Annotated in this window: 13 protein-coding genes; 2 read left to right on the top strand and 11 right to left on the bottom strand. The window is 45.6% G+C overall.

Going from position 1 to position 15,656, the window contains the following annotated elements:
• The first annotated feature begins 25 nt into the window (after positions 1-25).
• Positions 26-1,249, top strand: a complete 1,224-nt coding sequence (locus tag FTV48_RS08965; protein WP_005096893.1) for a CaiB/BaiF CoA-transferase family protein — start codon at positions 26-28, stop codon at positions 1,247-1,249.
• A 70-nt stretch (positions 1,250-1,319) separates the two neighbouring features.
• On the opposite strand, the gene FTV48_RS08960 is transcribed toward FTV48_RS08965, so the two are convergent.
• The 8 genes from FTV48_RS08960 to FTV48_RS08925 all read right to left on the bottom strand — a co-directional run bounded on the left by FTV48_RS08960 (position 1,320) and on the right by FTV48_RS08925 (position 11,062).
• Positions 1,320-3,002, bottom strand: coding sequence for an AMP-binding protein (locus tag FTV48_RS08960; RefSeq protein ID WP_180000076.1), 1,683 nt, complete (start codon positions 3,000-3,002; stop codon positions 1,320-1,322).
• A gap of 76 nt (positions 3,003-3,078) precedes the next feature.
• Positions 3,079-4,575: an NAD(P)/FAD-dependent oxidoreductase gene (locus FTV48_RS08955; protein WP_064101549.1), complete on the bottom strand. Its 1,497-nt coding sequence runs from the start codon at positions 4,573-4,575 to the stop codon at positions 3,079-3,081.
• A 12-nt stretch (positions 4,576-4,587) separates the two neighbouring features.
• Positions 4,588-5,427: an alpha/beta fold hydrolase gene (locus FTV48_RS08950; RefSeq protein WP_180000074.1), complete on the bottom strand. Its 840-nt coding sequence runs from the start codon at positions 5,425-5,427 to the stop codon at positions 4,588-4,590.
• Between the two features lie 129 nt (positions 5,428-5,556).
• The gene (locus tag FTV48_RS08945) at positions 5,557-7,359 is read right to left on the bottom strand and encodes an acyl-CoA dehydrogenase C-terminal domain-containing protein (RefSeq protein ID WP_180000072.1); all 1,803 of its coding nucleotides are present in this window, start codon (positions 7,357-7,359) and stop codon (positions 5,557-5,559) included.
• A 211-nt stretch (positions 7,360-7,570) separates the two neighbouring features.
• Complete coding sequence (locus FTV48_RS08940) at positions 7,571-8,551, bottom strand: nitronate monooxygenase family protein (RefSeq protein ID WP_100535106.1); 981 nt, start codon at positions 8,549-8,551, stop codon at positions 7,571-7,573.
• Between the two features lie 11 nt (positions 8,552-8,562).
• On the bottom strand, positions 8,563-9,351 hold the full coding sequence (locus FTV48_RS08935; protein ID WP_180000070.1) for an enoyl-CoA hydratase-related protein: 789 nt from the start codon (positions 9,349-9,351) through the stop codon (positions 8,563-8,565).
• A gap of 35 nt (positions 9,352-9,386) precedes the next feature.
• A complete protein-coding gene (locus tag FTV48_RS08930; RefSeq protein ID WP_100328626.1) occupies positions 9,387-10,310 on the bottom strand; it encodes a glyoxylate/hydroxypyruvate reductase A in 924 nt (307 codons plus the stop codon).
• Positions 10,307-11,062 (bottom strand): class II aldolase/adducin family protein, encoded by a 756-nt coding sequence (locus FTV48_RS08925; RefSeq protein ID WP_100328625.1) that lies wholly within the window; start codon positions 11,060-11,062, stop codon positions 10,307-10,309. Before FTV48_RS08925 ends, FTV48_RS08930 begins: the two co-directional genes overlap by 4 nt.
• A gap of 110 nt (positions 11,063-11,172) precedes the next feature.
• On the opposite strand from FTV48_RS08925, the gene FTV48_RS08920 reads away from it, so the two are divergent.
• Positions 11,173-11,610, top strand: a complete 438-nt coding sequence (locus tag FTV48_RS08920; RefSeq protein WP_005170934.1) for a PaaI family thioesterase — start codon at positions 11,173-11,175, stop codon at positions 11,608-11,610.
• 126 nt (positions 11,611-11,736) lie between these two features.
• Here the strand turns inward: FTV48_RS08920 and FTV48_RS08915 are convergent, their stop codons facing one another.
• From FTV48_RS08915 to FTV48_RS08905, 3 genes are read right to left on the bottom strand one after another with little or no spacing between them, the layout of a single operon-like run.
• Positions 11,737-12,948, bottom strand: coding sequence for a 3-oxoadipyl-CoA thiolase (locus FTV48_RS08915; RefSeq protein ID WP_005170929.1), 1,212 nt, complete (start codon positions 12,946-12,948; stop codon positions 11,737-11,739).
• Positions 12,949-12,973: 25 nt separating this feature from the next.
• Positions 12,974-14,494: a 3-hydroxyacyl-CoA dehydrogenase gene (locus FTV48_RS08910; RefSeq protein ID WP_100535109.1), complete on the bottom strand. Its 1,521-nt coding sequence runs from the start codon at positions 14,492-14,494 to the stop codon at positions 12,974-12,976.
• Between the two features lie 2 nt (positions 14,495-14,496).
• Positions 14,497-15,270 carry an enoyl-CoA hydratase gene (locus FTV48_RS08905; RefSeq protein WP_005170924.1) on the bottom strand — a complete coding sequence of 258 codons (774 nt, stop codon included), beginning with the start codon at positions 15,268-15,270 and terminating at the stop codon, positions 14,497-14,499.
• Between the last annotated feature and the right edge of the window lie 386 nt (positions 15,271-15,656).

Below are 15,656 nucleotides of genomic sequence, written 5' to 3'. Positions count from 1 at the left end.
ATACAATAAAACAGGAAGTGTAAGGATGGGTGCTTTAACAGGCTTTCGCGTACTGGATTTAAGCCGTATTTTAGCCGGCCCGTGGTGCAGTCAAATTTTGGCCGATTTAGGCGCCGAAGTGATTAAAATTGAAAAACCTAATCACGGGGATGACACGCGAATCTGGGGCCCGCCCTGGCTAAAAAATGACAAGCAGGAAGATACGCATGAATCGGCATATTATCTTTCTGCCAACCGCGGTAAACATTCAGTTGCCGTGGATCTGTCTACGCCTGAAGGTCAAGAGATCATTAAAAAAATTGCCCAGCAAAGTGATGTGGTCATCGAGAATTATAAAGCGGGTTCTCTAAAAAAATATGGTCTGGATTATGAAAGTCTGAGTCAGTTAAATCCGCGTCTGGTGTACTGTTCAATTACCGGCTTTGGTCAGAACGGCCCACGTGCACACGAACCAGGTTATGATTTTATTATTCAGGGCATGGGTGGCATGATGAGCGTCACCGGTGAACGCGATGACTTGCCGGGAGGCGGCCCGCAAAAAGCCGGTCTGGCTTTTGCTGACCTGACCACCGGTTTATATTCTGCAATTGCCATTCAGGCGGCATTATTGTCGCGGGAAAAAACCGGTGAAGGCCAGCATATCGATATGGCACTGCTGGATACCCAGGTGGCTTCCCTCTCCGTTCTGGCAATGAATTATCTGACTTCAGACAAAGTGCCGGGCCGCTTTGGAAATGCGCATGCCAATATTGTGCCTTATCAGGTGTTTAAGGCACAGCAAGGTGAGTTTATTATCGCCTGTGGCAATGACCTGCAATTCAAGGCCTTGTGTCAGGCAGTGGGCTTGGCTGAGGTCGCCGAAGATCCTCGTTTCCTAAAAAATTCAGGACGGGTGATGCATCGTGAAGAGCTGACCACAGTGCTACAGGCACATTTCTATAAGCAACCCGCACAAACCTGGGTGGATCTGATTCATGCAGTCAAAGTTCCGGTTGGTATGATTAATAACCTGAAGCAGACTCTGAAAGAAGAACAGGTATTGGCACGTGAGATGGTCATCCAGATGCCACACACTTTACGTGAAGATTACACCTCGATTGGCTCACCGATTAAACTTTCCAAGACCCCGGTAGAGTATAAAAAAGCGCCACCCTGTTTAGGTGAAGATACCGATGTAGTCTTAAGCCAGTTTTTAAGCCCGGATGAAATAGATGAGCTGAAAAGCAAAAAAGTCATCCAGCAGCGATAAGCTAGCAAGCAATAAAAAAGGAATCTTTAGATTCCTTTTTTACTTTAAATCTAATGAATTAGATTATTCTTTAGCAGACTTTGGCACTCGACTGAACAGTACGAGGCAGTTCACGACGCAGAATTTTGCCTACTGTAGACTTTGGCAATCCAGCCACAAACTCAATGTATTTTGGCAGTTTATAACTGGTCAGTTGCTGTTTCAGGAAAGCCATGACCTCATCTTGAGTCAGGTTGGCATCCTGTTTCACAATAAATGCCTTGGGTACCTGCCCGGATTTTTCATCCTCAATCCCGATCACGGCACATTCCAGTATTTTGGGATGTTTGGACAGTACGCCTTCCAGCTCATTCGGATAGACATTAAAACCGGAAACCAGAATCATGTCCTTTTTACGGTCTAGAATGGTGATATAACCCTGCTCATCCATACAGCCGATATCGCCTGTCAGAAAGAAGCCGTCTTTCGTAAATGCCTGAGCCGTTGCTTCCGGTTGCTGCCAGTAACCTTTCATCACCTGAGGTCCTCGAATGGCGATTTCTCCAGCCTGCTGAAACTCAACCGGCTTGGCCTCATCGTTTAAAATCAGGATTTCAGTTCCTGCCAGTGGCAAACCAATGGTGCCACTAAAGCGTCGGCTCAGCGGTGGATTAAAGGTCGCAGTAGGTGATGTTTCAGAAAGTCCATAACCTTCATAAATCTGGCAGCCTGTGATTTCATGCCATAACTCGGCAGTGCTTTTTAAAATAGACGATCCACCACCTGTGGTGGTTTTAAGACGTGAATGATCCAGCTCACGAAATCGAGGATGATGTCCCAGCGCGTTAAACATGGTATTCACGCCCGGAAAAACAGTCGGTGGGTGTTTCTGATATTGATCCAGCAAAGCATCCAGATCTCTCGGGTTCGGAATCAGGACATTGGCGAAACCGCGACTCAAACCATAACTGAACAGGCAGATAGTAAAACCATAAATGTGATACAGCGGTAAGGCACAGAACACATATTCATCTTCGGTAGCATAGCGATCTCCGAAATGACTGATAAAGACCGTACTGTTCTGCGCGATATTAAAAAGAATATTGCGATGGCTCAGTTCAGCACCTTTGGATACACCCGTTGTTCCACCGGTATATTGCAGAATGACCGTATCTTTCTGATGCTGTACAGGCGTCTTAAAATCGATCGTTTCGACTTGATCAATCGCCTGTTTAAAGTCAGAAAATTGTTTATCCGGATATTGTGCTGCCTGACTATAAATAGCACTTGGCTGCTCTTGAATAAAATCCAGCGGATGCGTTGAAATGACATACTTGAGTTCAGGGCATTTATCTAATGTTATTAATTGCTCCAAAGTCTGCCCCAGGATAATCAAGGCTTCTGCACCTGAATCCTGTAGCTGATGATAGAGCTCGCGCTGGGTGTACATGGGATTGACATTGACCAGCACATAACCGGCACGAATAATGGCAAAGGTCGCAATTGGATACTGAATAATATTGGGTAACATCACGGCAATACGGCTGCCAGCAGTCAGCCCAAGACTCTGTAAATAGCTTGCCAGTTTCTGGCTATACATATCGATATCGTGATAGCTGAATTTACGATCCAGATAAATAAATGCGGTTTTATCCTGAAATTTCACCAAATTCTCAGCAATTGTCGTGCTCAGCGTTTTCTCAGGATCTGGCCGGGTAAACTCCGGATTGATATTCCACTTTTTATATTCTTCCATCCATGGCTGACTGCTCATGACTATACTCCTGTCCTGGATTTACAATTATTTTGTATTATTTAAACCATAAGATTTTGATTTTAATTAAATATTTTTAAACCACTTTCTGCTGTCTCGATTCAACATACTTGTAGTGATAACCGCTACGAATAAAATGCTGATTTTTATCCCTAAATGAATGAGCATAATCAGGCCAGACCAAAGTCAGCTTGCGACTGACCGGGTCCAGATACCAGCTTTTACAGCTTTCCGATAACCAGACACTACCTTGGGAAAGCTGCTGTAGCTCCTGCATATAGCTATTTTCAGCTTCTTGATCTGCTTCAAAGACCTGAATCTGTTGCTGCTCAAAAAACTGCAAGGCATCCAGCACCAGATCAAACTGGGTTTCCAGAAAATAAAGTGCTGAATTATGTCCACTGCCTGTATTTGGCCCATTCAGGATGAACAGGTTTGGAAAGTTGTGTACGGTCGTTGACTGATAACCCTGCATACCACTGGACCATTGCTGCTCCAGGCTTAAACCCTGTTTACCTACCACCTTCGCGGCATAAGGTGGACGTGCCGCTTCAAATCCGGTGGCAAATACGATGATATCTGCAAAAAATTTATTTCCAGCCTGGCTTAATACACCGTCTTTCGTAACTTCTGCCAATGCTGAATCTTCAAGTGTGACATGCGGTTTTAAAAAGGTTGGATAATAATCATTAGAAAGCAATAAGCGCTTACAACCAGGTTCATAATTCGGCGTGAGTTTGTGCTGTAATTCAGGATCTGAAATCTGATGTTTTAAGAATTGCAGGCAGTTTTTCTTGACCCGCTCAAACTGGCTTTTCAGATTACGGCGCTGGGCAAAATTGTATTCATTGCCCCAAAACAAGGAATGTCTTAAGGCTGACATACTGTCCGGATCTTTGCGGAAAAGCTGTTTTTCTGACTCAGAATAAGGTCGGTCTGGTCGGGGCAAAATATATGGTGCACTACGTTGCAAGACGGTCAGGTTTTTTGCTGTTTTGGCAATTTCCGGCACAAGCTGAACGGCTGAAGCCCCTGAACCCACCACAACGACATGCTGGTTCTCCAAACTTATCTGATGATTCCAGCGTGCTGAATGCATGACCTGGCCTTCAAATTCTTCCAGCCCCGGAATTTGCGGGAGATGCTCATCTGCCAGATGTCCGGTTGCGGTAATTAAGATCTCAGCCTGATACAAACCTTTAGAGGTGTGAATTTCCCAGATACGTTCTTTAGCATTCCAACTGGCTCTTTCCAATTGGGTGTGAAAATCAATATGGGGCCGGATTTTTTCCTGATCACAGCATTGAATTAAATATCGCTGAATTTCTGCCCCTTGCGGAAACACACGTGACCAGTCCGGATTTTTAATAAAAGAGAAAGAATATAAGTGGGAAGGTACATCACAGGCGACCCCGGGATAGGTATTGTCACGCCAGGTGCCGCCCACTTCTGCTGCACGTTCAATGATTTTAAAATCGTGGATGCCCTGCTGTTTAAGGCGGATTGCCATTCCCAAACCACCAAAACCACTGCCTACAATTAGAATCTTGCTGCGCTGTCCTTGAGCTTGCATTATTTATCTCCTTTAAGGCATATAAGGCTGGATTTTTTGATTCACCGAATATTGTTCTGGATGCTGGCTAAACTGGTTGACCAGTTGCACCACTTCGGCTGGCGCTTCGATATAGAGCGCATGTCCTGAAGAAATTTCGATATAGCGACTGTTCGAAATTGAAGCAAACAGCAATTTTGCTTGGGCTACAGGCACCATGCGGTCTTCACGGCAGGCAACGACTAGAGTTTCTGCACCAATCTCAGGCAAGATCGATGTAATATCAATGCGATAATTTAGTTCACGCTGTTTGGCTGCATCTTGGGATGGTTTAACAAAACGTGCCAGATCCAACACCTGCTGTTCGCTTCGTGCAGACAGATAATCATCGCTATACAGGCAATAATTGACAAAATGAGGCAAGGCCGCAGATTGTTCAGTAAATAATTGCTGCCAGATAACCGTACGCAGTTGTTGCACCGAGCTGGTCTTGGCCCAACCGGCTAACAGGATCAAACGCGCTATGCGCTGTTTTAAACTGGCTGCTACTTGTGCAGCAATCACGGCACCGAGTGAATAGCCTACCACTGTAATGGTTTCATCTTCTGCAACTGCATGTTGAATCAGCGCTTCAACCTGCTGGCTAAAATCAGTCACCTTTAGATCAGCTTTATCGGGGGTATGCAAATCAATGGATAAAACCCGCTGATGAATACCCAGCATAGGAAAAATATAGCTGAAATGCTTGTCGGTATTTCCACCGGTGCCATGAATCAGAATAATGGTGGGAAATGCAGAACGCTGTCCGACTTCATGAAAAGTAAGCTGCAGGTCAGCATAAGGAAACTGTCGAGTAATCATGTCTAAATCCATATAGACTCCTGATCTTGTTGTTTTATGGTTTATTCAACACCCGAAAATAAATCTCAATATTTGAATGGAGTGAAGATGCAAAAATTATTAAAAAAAGACCCACGACACGAGTATCGTGGGTCAAAAGGTTTAATCAAATTTGAACTCTTCAGGTTCAAGTAAAAACAGGCTTTCACCACCCGCCTGAATATTGGCAAAGTGGGTTGAAGTTCTTGGCAAAATACGTGCAAAGAAGAATTGTGCCGTTTTGATCTTGGCTGCATAGAACGGATCAGTATTGCCTTCTTCAATTTTCTGCTGCGCAGTAATTGCCATTTTCAGCCACAGATAAGCGGACACGACATAACCAGAGAAATATAGGTAGTCAACTGATGCTGCCCCAATTTCATTGGCAGACTGTTGAGCTTGCTCCTGAATGGTTCTGGTTAATTCCAGCCATTGTTCAGTCAACTGGCTGACTTGTGCAACTTGCTGGCTGAACTGGACATGTTGTTGGTGCTCTTTCACATAAGCTTGGATTTCATCGGTTAATGCCGTCAGCAGACCCAGTTTTGAACCTAGAACTTTACGCGCCAGTAAATCGATAGACTGAATTTCAGTGGTTCCTTCATAGAGGCTGGCAATACGTGCATCACGGGCAATCTGTTCCATGCCATGTTCAGCTATATAACCGTGACCACCGAAAATCTGCATACCATGTTTAGCCGCTTCTATGCCAGTTTCAGTCATTAATGCTTTGGCAATTGGGGTTAATAATGCCAGACGGTCTTCAGCTGCTTTCTTTTCTTCCGGGCTGTCAGTGGCTTCAGCAATATCGGCATAGGTCGCCAGATAATATGCAAGTGCACGTGAACCTTCTGCAAACACCTTTTGAGTCAGAAGCATGTTACGTACTGCCGGATGTACGATAATCGGATCTGCAGGCTGGCCTGGCGCTTTTGCACCTTCAAGTGAACGCATCGCCAGACGGTCTTTGGCATAAGCCAATGCCCCCTGATAAGAAGATTCTGCTGCTGCCAAGCCTTGAATGGCTGTACCAATACGCGCCGAGTTCATAAAGGTAAACATGCAGTTCAGGCCGCGGTTTTCAGGCCCGATCAGAAAACCTTTGGCATTGTCAAAATTCAGTACACAAGTCGCATTCCCGTGAATCCCCATTTTGTGTTCAAGCGCGCTGCAGACCACGCCATTACGCGAAGCCACATTGCCCGCTTCATCCAAATTGTATTTCGGCACGATAAACAGCGAAATACCTTTGGTACCGGCAGGCGCATCGGGTAAACGTGCCAGTACGATATGCACAATATTTTCAGCCAGGTCATGTTCACCGGCAGATATAAAGATTTTCTCACCGCTGATGCTATAACTGCCATCTTCATTTGGCACTGCTTTGGTACGGATTAATCCCAGATCTGAACCAGCATGCGATTCGGTTAAACACATGGTTCCAGTCCAGCGGCCGGCAATTAAAGGCACCAGAAATTTCTGTTTTTGCTCATCGCTTCCGTGGTGTTCCAGAGTGCGCATAGCACCGTGTGATAGGCCCGGATACATGCCCCAAGACCAGTTGGTCGCGGTAATAATTTCTGAAATCGCGATACGGTATAAAGTCGGGAAGCCTTGGCCGCCATATTTTTCATCACCGGTTAATGAGGTAAAGCCAAGTTCCACATATTTATCATAAGCCGCTTTAAAACCATCTGGTGTGGTTACCACGCCATCTTGTAAACGGCAACCCTGCTGATCGCCTGTGGCATTAATCGGTAGCAGTTCGTTTTGGCAAAAATCGGCAGCGACTTCCAGATATTGCTCCATAATATCCATCGATACTTTGTCTGCGAACCTGGTATAGCCCTGATATTTCTGTTCCACATTGAGCAGGTCTTTCAGCACAAACGTCATGTCTTTTAATGGCGCAATATAATTTCTCATCGTAATTCCCTTGCATGAGTTTTTAATTTGTATATTTATGACTTAAAATTTCATAATACGAAATTATGTTTTAAATCCAATATAATATAAGTCCCAGTATAAAATCTAGTCATTCTGTGAAATTTCCTATTTAAAAAATAAAAATATTCAACATGAAAAAAAGCCATTCATGCTTGAATGGCTTTTTATTGAGTGATAACGCTTAGATGATCTAGCGCGGGAAAAATTGAGCCAAACGTTGATAAATAATCTGCTCGGCATCCTGCATGATATTGTCAATCAGCGCCTGACAGGTCGGAATATCATGAATCAATCCCATCACCTGTCCAGCGGTCAGTACGCCCGCATCTACATCGCCATTTTCCAGCGCAAGCTTGCCTTTTAAACCACTGACATAGGGACGAATCTGTTCAAACTCCAGACCTGGATCTTCACTCATTTTCACCACCAGCTCAGATACTGCATTTTTGGCAACACGCGCAGTATTTCTAAACTGCCGATACAGTAGATGTGTCGCCCTTTCATCATTGTCGACATAAAACTGTTTGATGTTCGGATGGATTGGCGCTTCCTGAGTCGCACAAAAGCGTGTGCCCATATTGATGCCTTCTGCACCCAAAGCCAATGCTGCGACCAGACCACGACCATCAGCAAAACCGCCACTGGCCACAATCGGTACAGTAAGCTGATCTGCTGCCGCAGGAATCAGGATCAGGCCAGGAATATCATCTTCACCCGGATGCCCGGCACATTCAAAACCGTCAATCGAGATCACGTCCGCACCGATTCTTTGCGCTGAAAGTGCATGACGAACCGAGGTACATTTATGAATCACAATGATGCCATGCTGTTTAAATGCCTCAATATGTTCGTGTGGCTTATTGCCTGCTGTTTCTACGATCTTGATACCGCTTTCAATAATGGCCTGTCGATATTCGGCATACGGCGGCGGATTCACAGCGGGTAATAAAGTCAGATTCACCGCAAAAGGCTGATCAGTCATGTCACGGCAACGTGCAATTTCCTTGACCAGTGCTTCTGGCGTTGGTTGCGTTAGTGCCGTTAATGTTCCCAAGCCGCCAGCATTAGATACAGCACTGGCCATTTCCGCTGTACCGACCCACATCATGCCACCCTGAATAATCGGATAGCGAATCCCTAAAAGCTCGGTTATACGGGTCTGAATGTTCATGCAAGCTCTCCTTAGCATCCGGTAAATTGTGCAGGGCGTTTTTCGAAAAAAGCCTGGACGCCTTCTTTATAATCCTGACTGTTTAGCGCCAGATATTGCAGGTTTTGTTCCAGCTCCAGTTGCTGGTCGATGGTATTTTCAGCACTGCGTTGCAAGGCCTGTTTGGTTAAAGCCAGTGCATAAGTCGGCTGTTGTGCCAGTCGCTGTGTAATGTCGTCGATATAAACATCAAATTCTGTATCTGGAAGCATTTTCCAGATCATGCCCATTTCGGCAGCCTCTTTGGCATGTAAGGGTTCACCGAGTAAAGTCAGTGCCATGGCACGTGCATAACCGATTAAATGTGGCAACATCCAGGTGCCACCAGCATCGGGAATCAAGCCGATTTTGGAAAAGGCCTGAATAAATCGGGCACTTTCCTTGGCAATGACCAGATCACAGGCCAGCGCGATATTGGCACCTGCACCGGCAGCAACTCCATTTACTGCTGCAATCACCGGTTTGGGACTCTCACGGATCAGCTTAATCAAGGGATTATAATATTTGGCCAGCGAACCTTGTGGTGGCAAAGGCACCTTGCCGAGCTGTCCGGCACGTTCTTTTAAGTTCTGTCCCGCTGAAAAGGCCCGACCATTGCCACGAATCACAATCACCCGTATATCCGGATCTGTATTCCAGCTTTTCAGCACCTGCTGCACTTCCTCATGCATTTTCCGGTTAAAACTGTTAAGTGACTCCGGGCGGTTAAAGCTTAAAGTCGCGATGCCTTGCTGAACCTGAGTTTGAATCGTATCCCACATTCGCAATCTCCTTATTTTTATCTGTATCCCTACAATTAATAACCTTTGTTGACATCTACCTGATGACACAACTCCAGACCCTGCTTGAAACGGCGGTCATTCTCCAGAATCTGTTCCACCACTACCGACATCGGCGCATGTGAGGCCACATGTGGGGTTACGATAATTTTTTCATGCTGCCAGAATGGATGCTCGGCAGGCAGTGGCTCCTGTTCAAACACATCGACAATTGCACCTCGTAGATGACCTGAATCCAGCACCTTCAATAAATCCTGTTCGATTAAATGCTGGCCTCTCCCGACCTGAATGAGAGCTGCCTGTTCAGGGAGTTGCTGGAATAATTCAGTAGATAGAATGCCGGTATTCTCTTCTGTAAGTGGCAACAGGTTAATCAGGATCTGGCTTTGAGCCAGGAAATCGGACAACTGTTCTGAACCGACATAGCTTTTAACCTGTTTAATCTCTTTCGGGGAATTGGCCCAGCCCGAGACCTGATAGCCCATGTCGGCAAAACGTTCTGCTACATAAGCCCCCATATGCCCAAGGCCCATAATTCCGATCTGGATATGCTGGCTATAACTCTGACGATACTGCTTCCATAGCTGCTGCTTTTGTTGCTGAATCATGCGGTCAAAATAACGCTGAAAATACAGCACACCCCAAAGCAGATAATCAAACATGCCTTTTTGATGATGCGGATCGAGTACCCGGCACACGGCTTGATCCGGTCGTATCTCATTCAAGTTTAAATGCTCGACCCCGGCCGCAATCGAATGGATCAGGCCAAGTTTTGGAAGCTGCTGCAATTTCTCCAGATCTGGAAACCAGCAGGCGGCCGTGGTCGCCTGCTCTGCTTCCGGGCTGTCCACTGTACAAAAACTGTCCTCAGGGGCATATTTCTGAAAAGACTTGACCAGAATGGCTTCAATGTTCGGCACAGTACTGGAAATCACAATCATGATGCATACTCCGTATATTGATGCTCAATCAGGGATAAAGCAGCCTGCCAGGCACGCTGTAAAATCGGTTCTACCAACGGACTGGCGAACTGTTTGGCGGTTTTAATCCGCACGTCTTCACTTGGATAATGTAATTCAGCACCGCCACTTAAAGCCTTGACCTGTGCCTGACAGGCGCGCTCCAGAAAATAAATTTCATGAAAAGCCCGTGCAATGGTTTCGCCAGCCGTTAATAGGCCATGATTACGTAAAATCATGGCACGATGACCAGCTAAATCCTCAATCAGGCGTTCCTGCTCATCTGTTGACAGTGCCACGCCTTCATACTCGTGATAGGCCAACTGCTGATAAAATTTCAGCGCATGCTGGGAAATTGGCAGAAGTCCATGTTTCTGGGCAGAAACGGCTATCCCATCTGCGGTATGTGTATGAATGACGCAATTCAGATGAGGATGTGCTTCGTGAATTGCGGAGTGGATCACGAAGCCAGCCATATTCACCGGCTTGTCCTGTTCATAGCTTTCTACGACCTGTCCTGCATGATTGATCTTGACCAGCGTTGAGGCACGCATTTTTTCAAAAGCGACGCCATACTGATTAATCAGAAAGCAGTCTGGCTGATCGGGCACTCTTAAACTGATATGGGTATCAATCAGGTCGGTCATCCGGTAATGCGCAATAATGCGATAAAGCGCTGCAAGCTCACAACGTGCCTGCCATTCAGCATCTGTAACCAGAGTTTTTATTGTCATGATTCCATCCTGGAAAAATATAGCATTTTGATCACTATCTGTTATATCATAATTTTAGAAAAACAGAATATTATTTCATAAGGCGAAATAAATCATTACAAGGAGTTGCTATGCCAACATCACAATTAAACGGACTTGAATATCTCACTGCCATCAAGAATGGGGAAATTTCCAGTTCAGCCATGAGTGAAATTATTCCCATGCGTCTAACGTTGGTGCGTGAGAACTATGTGGAATATGAAGTACGCCCCGATCAGCGCCATTACAATTTACAAGGTGGGATTCATGGCGGTTTTTGTGCAACGGTTTTAGACAGTGCGACCGGTGCTGCCGTGCATACGACGGTTGATGCCGGGGTAAGTTTTTCGACCATCGATCTGAATGTGAAAATGCTGAAAGCCATGAAAAGTGGTGAAACCTATACTGCCATTGGTGAAGTCATCCGGATCGGACGTAATGTACTCACTTCAGAAGGCCGGATTGTCGATAAAGAAGGTAAAGTTTATGCCTTTGGTTCAGCGACTTTATTGGTGACTGGACGCAAATAGTCTTTGAACTGATTTAAACATTCCCTGCATGTGCAGGGATTTTTATTTCTCTATCTATATAAATAGCGCAATAAAAAATGCCATGCATATCATCTATACATGGCATGAAGGTAATAACTCAAGCGGTTAAGCTGCTTCAGGGTTTTCAATCACCATTGCCAAGCCTTGACCCAGACCAATACACAGGCTGATCACGGCATATTTTTTACCGGTACGCTGTAACTGACGCGCAACGGTTAAAGCCAAACGCGCACCCGAACAGCCCAGTGGATGGCCAATCGCAATTCCGCCACCATTTGGGTTGACACGCGGATCATCAAAAGCAACATCCAGACCTTTCAGGCAAGACAATACCTGACTGGCAAATGCTTCATTGATCTCGATAATGTCCATATCGTCCAGCGTTAAGCCTGCACGTTTTACGGCTTTTTTGATTGCTTCAATTGGACCTGCACCCATGATGCGTGGCTCAATCCCAGCCGCGGCTGAAGACAGGATCCGCGCCAGAGGTTTTAAGCCGTACTGTTCCTGAACTTTTTCACTGCCGATCATCAGTGCTGCAGCGCCGTCATTGATACCTGATGCATTCCCCGCAGTCACCACCCCACCTTCAAATAGCGGTTTTAACTTGGATAATGCTTCAAATGTTGAAGAAGCACGTGGATGCTCATCTTCAGTGACCTGTTTAGGCGGCAATTTTCGTCCTTGAGAAACTTCAATTGGAGTAATTTCACCTGCAAAGAAACCTGCTTCTTTTGCTGCCTGATATTTTGCCTGTGATGCAGCGGCGAAAGTATCTGCCTGTTCACGTGAAATACCAAATTCTTCAGCCACATTATCACCAGTTTCCGGCATGCTGTGTGCGCCAAACTGTTCAGTGAATTTCCGGTTCGGAAAACGGGTACCAATGGTCGTATCATAAATTTTGGCCTCACGTGAATACGCGCTTTCTGCTTTACCCATCACAAAAGGCGCACGTGACATGCTTTCTACACCACCGGCAATATACAGCTCACCTTCGCCTGCGGTAATCGCGCGCGCCGAATCAATCACTGCCCCTAGACCCGAAGCACATAGACGGTTGATGGTCTGTCCGGGCACAGTGACCGGCATACCGGCTAACAATGCTGCAAAACGTGCCACATTACGGCTATCTTCACCGGCCTGATTGGTGCTGCCAAAGATGACATCTTCTACATCTGCTGCCGGAATACCGGTTTTTTCCAGCAGATTTCTAATTACGGTTGCTGCCAGATCATCTGGACGGACACTTGCCAGACTTCCTGCATGGCGACCAATTGGTGAACGTAACCCATCATAGATATATGCATTTAACATGAATGTTATTCCTTTAACTTTTTAATTAATGTGTGCTATGGACAAGTGCTAAACCGAGCTGAACACGGCGACGCAGCCAAGGACTTGGACGGTAGCGCTGGTCACGGGTAATCGCGGTCATGCGATCCAGAATTTTCAGGATTTTTTCAGCACCCAATACATCACCCCATTCAATTGGGCCATGCGGATAACCGAGGCCTAATTTCACGGCAATGTTAATGTCTTCTACCGTAGCTACGCCTTGCTGGGCAATATCACAACCAAGGTTCACAATCATCGCCAAAGCACGCTGCGCCACAAAGCCGACACTTTCCTGAATTGTGCTCGCAGTCACGCCATCCAGATTAAAAATCGATTGTGCGGCATGAGTCAGTTCAGGCTTGGTCACAAGAGTTGGCATTAAAGTGCGATGTTTATTCAGACCATAGAGCAGGTCGATGCAGACCACTTGCTGAGGTGTCACCTGATAACGGACAGCGGCTGAAGTTGCATCTTCACCATAAGTGGCAATTAAGATTAAGGCATCTGCCGAAGGTGTTTCAGTTTGTTCGATCTGAATATTGAACTGTTGCAGATACTGCTCAAGCGCCTGACGATCTTCACTATATTCTGTGCCTAGCCAGACTGCTGGATAGTGATCGAGCTTTTCAACCAGTGTTGGAGCCACATCACCTACTTTGCTACCTGAAGTGTAATCATAGAAGCCTTTACCGGTTTTACGACCGAGCTGTTTGGCAATAAAGCGTTGACGGGTAATCACACTTGGACGGTAACGTGCTTCTTCATAATACTGGTGATAAATCGATTCACTCACCGGATGCGATACATCCATACCGGTCAGATCGCCTAGCTCAAAAGGTCCCATTTTAAAACCGATCCCATCGCGGTAAATCCGGTCAATCTCATAAAATGGCGTGACATTTTCATTCAGAATGGCATAGGCTTCACTGCCAAAGGCCCGACCGGCATGGTTAATGATAAATCCTGGGGTATCTTTGGCTTTGACCGGGCGATGTCCCATCTTGGTAGATAATTGAGTCAAGGCTTGCACAATATCAGCGCGGGTATTGAAGCCTTCGATCACTTCCACCACTTTCATCAGTGGTACCGGATTAAAAAAATGATAGCCGGCCACACGTTCCGGCTGACTGCAATTGGCAGCAATGGCACTGATCGATAATGAAGAGGTATTCGATGCCAGAATGGCTTCCGGTTTTACAAGCGCTTCCAGTTGCTGCATCAGCTTTTGCTTGATTTCCAGATTTTCGATAATCGCTTCAACAATCAGATCACAATCTTTCAAGTCTTCTAGCTGCTGCGCGATTGATAAATGGGCAATATCTTCAGCTGCTTTTTCGTGGCTAAACTTGCCTTTATCGGCCAGTGTATTCAGTGTTTTAGCCAGTTTTTCCTGCGCCTGTTCGGCTGCACCGGCTTTGGCATCAAATAACACCACATCATGCCCAGACTGAATGGCAATCTGGGCAATGCCTGCACCCATGGTGCCGACACCAATAATACCGATTTTCTGAATTTGAATGCTCATGCTTATCGTCCCTGATAATTCGGTTTACGTTTTTCAATAAAGGCCTGCATGCCTTCTTTCTGGTCTTCTGAAGAAAACAGCATCTGGAAAGACTTACGTTCCAGGCTAAGTCCGGCATTGAGCGGCACATCTTCGGCCAGTAATGCCACTTCCTTGATTTGCTCCAAGGCAATTGGCGGTAATTTTGCCAGACCTTCGGCCATCTTGATGGCAGTGGCAAGGGTTTCATTGTCCTCGGTCACTTGAGAGACCAGGCCAATTTGATAAGCTTCCGGCGCAGGTACCAGACAACCGGTCATGATGATGCGCATGGCATGAAATTTACCCACTGCACGGAATAAACGTTGAGTGCCACCTGCACCCGGCATCACGCCAACTTTCACTTCCGGTTGACCGAACTGGGCACTTTTTCCGGCAATAATAATGTCAGCATGCATTGCCAGTTCACAGCCACCCCCCAGTGCATATCCGTTTACAGCGGCAATCACCGGTTTTGAACACTGGGCAATAGCCTGCCAGTAACGTTCAGTACGGCGCTGCATCATCTGGATAGTTTCAGCAGTCGCTAATTCTTTCAGGTCGGCCCCTGCGGCAAAGTCTGTTTCGCCCCCAGTGAGAATAATGGCACGGATATTTTCATCATCATTGAGCTGTAGAAAAGCAGCAGCAAGTTTCTGACGTACTTCTGTATTCAAGGCATTTTTTGCTTCAGGCCGATGAATTTTAACCATCGCCACATGCGTCGAGATTTGCTCTATTTGAACGACCTGTTCCATTATAATCTCCATTTATTTTGTATAGCGAAACTTTATTTTGTATAAAACATATGATTTTTAGGTCATTAAATCAAGTTTTTTTAGTCCATAAACTCTAATAAGTTATTTTTTACTAAAAATAGAGTAAAAACTCTTGTTTGGCTAGTAATTTTATGATTAATTGATTTCGCAATACGGAATTAAATATTTTAAATGTAATTTGGTTGTTTATTTAAGTAAAAAATAACCACAGAGCAAAACTAAATATTGATTTGTGAAACATAAATCCTCAGTAAATGCTGATTTTTCAGCCTGGAAATTGAAAAAATCACTGCAGCCGGATGGTGGATACGGCTCAGGCAAACAGAAGCAATCTCCTTAGATCAAGGAAAATACGTTTCCGTGAG

The organism is Acinetobacter sp. YH18001, assembly GCF_013416975.1.
Taxonomy (GTDB): Bacteria; Pseudomonadota; Gammaproteobacteria; order Pseudomonadales; family Moraxellaceae; genus Acinetobacter; species Acinetobacter pseudolwoffii.
Note: the sequence above shows the minus strand (reverse complement) of the source record. Positions and strands in the feature narration are given on the sequence as shown.

Excerpts from the sequence above, each read along its gene's own strand:
- FTV48_RS08965 (WP_005096893.1), top strand. The coding sequence starts at position 26 with ATGGGTGCTTTAACAGGCTTTCGCGTACTGGATTTAAGCCGTATTTTA.
- FTV48_RS08960 (WP_180000076.1), bottom strand. The coding sequence starts at position 3,002 with ATGAGCAGTCAGCCATGGATGGAAGAATATAAAAAGTGGAATATCAAT.
- FTV48_RS08955 (WP_064101549.1), bottom strand. The coding sequence starts at position 4,575 with ATGCAAGCTCAAGGACAGCGCAGCAAGATTCTAATTGTAGGCAGTGGT.
- FTV48_RS08950 (WP_180000074.1), bottom strand. The coding sequence starts at position 5,427 with ATGGATTTAGACATGATTACTCGACAGTTTCCTTATGCTGACCTGCAG.
- FTV48_RS08945 (WP_180000072.1), bottom strand. The coding sequence starts at position 7,359 with ATGAGAAATTATATTGCGCCATTAAAAGACATGACGTTTGTGCTGAAA.
- FTV48_RS08940 (WP_100535106.1), bottom strand. The coding sequence starts at position 8,551 with ATGAACATTCAGACCCGTATAACCGAGCTTTTAGGGATTCGCTATCCG.
- FTV48_RS08935 (WP_180000070.1), bottom strand. The coding sequence starts at position 9,351 with ATGTGGGATACGATTCAAACTCAGGTTCAGCAAGGCATCGCGACTTTA.
- FTV48_RS08930 (WP_100328626.1), bottom strand. The coding sequence starts at position 10,310 with ATGATTGTGATTTCCAGTACTGTGCCGAACATTGAAGCCATTCTGGTC.
- FTV48_RS08925 (WP_100328625.1), bottom strand. The coding sequence starts at position 11,062 with ATGACAATAAAAACTCTGGTTACAGATGCTGAATGGCAGGCACGTTGT.
- FTV48_RS08920 (WP_005170934.1), top strand. The coding sequence starts at position 11,173 with ATGCCAACATCACAATTAAACGGACTTGAATATCTCACTGCCATCAAG.
- FTV48_RS08915 (WP_005170929.1), bottom strand. The coding sequence starts at position 12,948 with ATGTTAAATGCATATATCTATGATGGGTTACGTTCACCAATTGGTCGC.
- FTV48_RS08910 (WP_100535109.1), bottom strand. The coding sequence starts at position 14,494 with ATGAGCATTCAAATTCAGAAAATCGGTATTATTGGTGTCGGCACCATG.
- FTV48_RS08905 (WP_005170924.1), bottom strand. The coding sequence starts at position 15,270 with ATGGAACAGGTCGTTCAAATAGAGCAAATCTCGACGCATGTGGCGATG.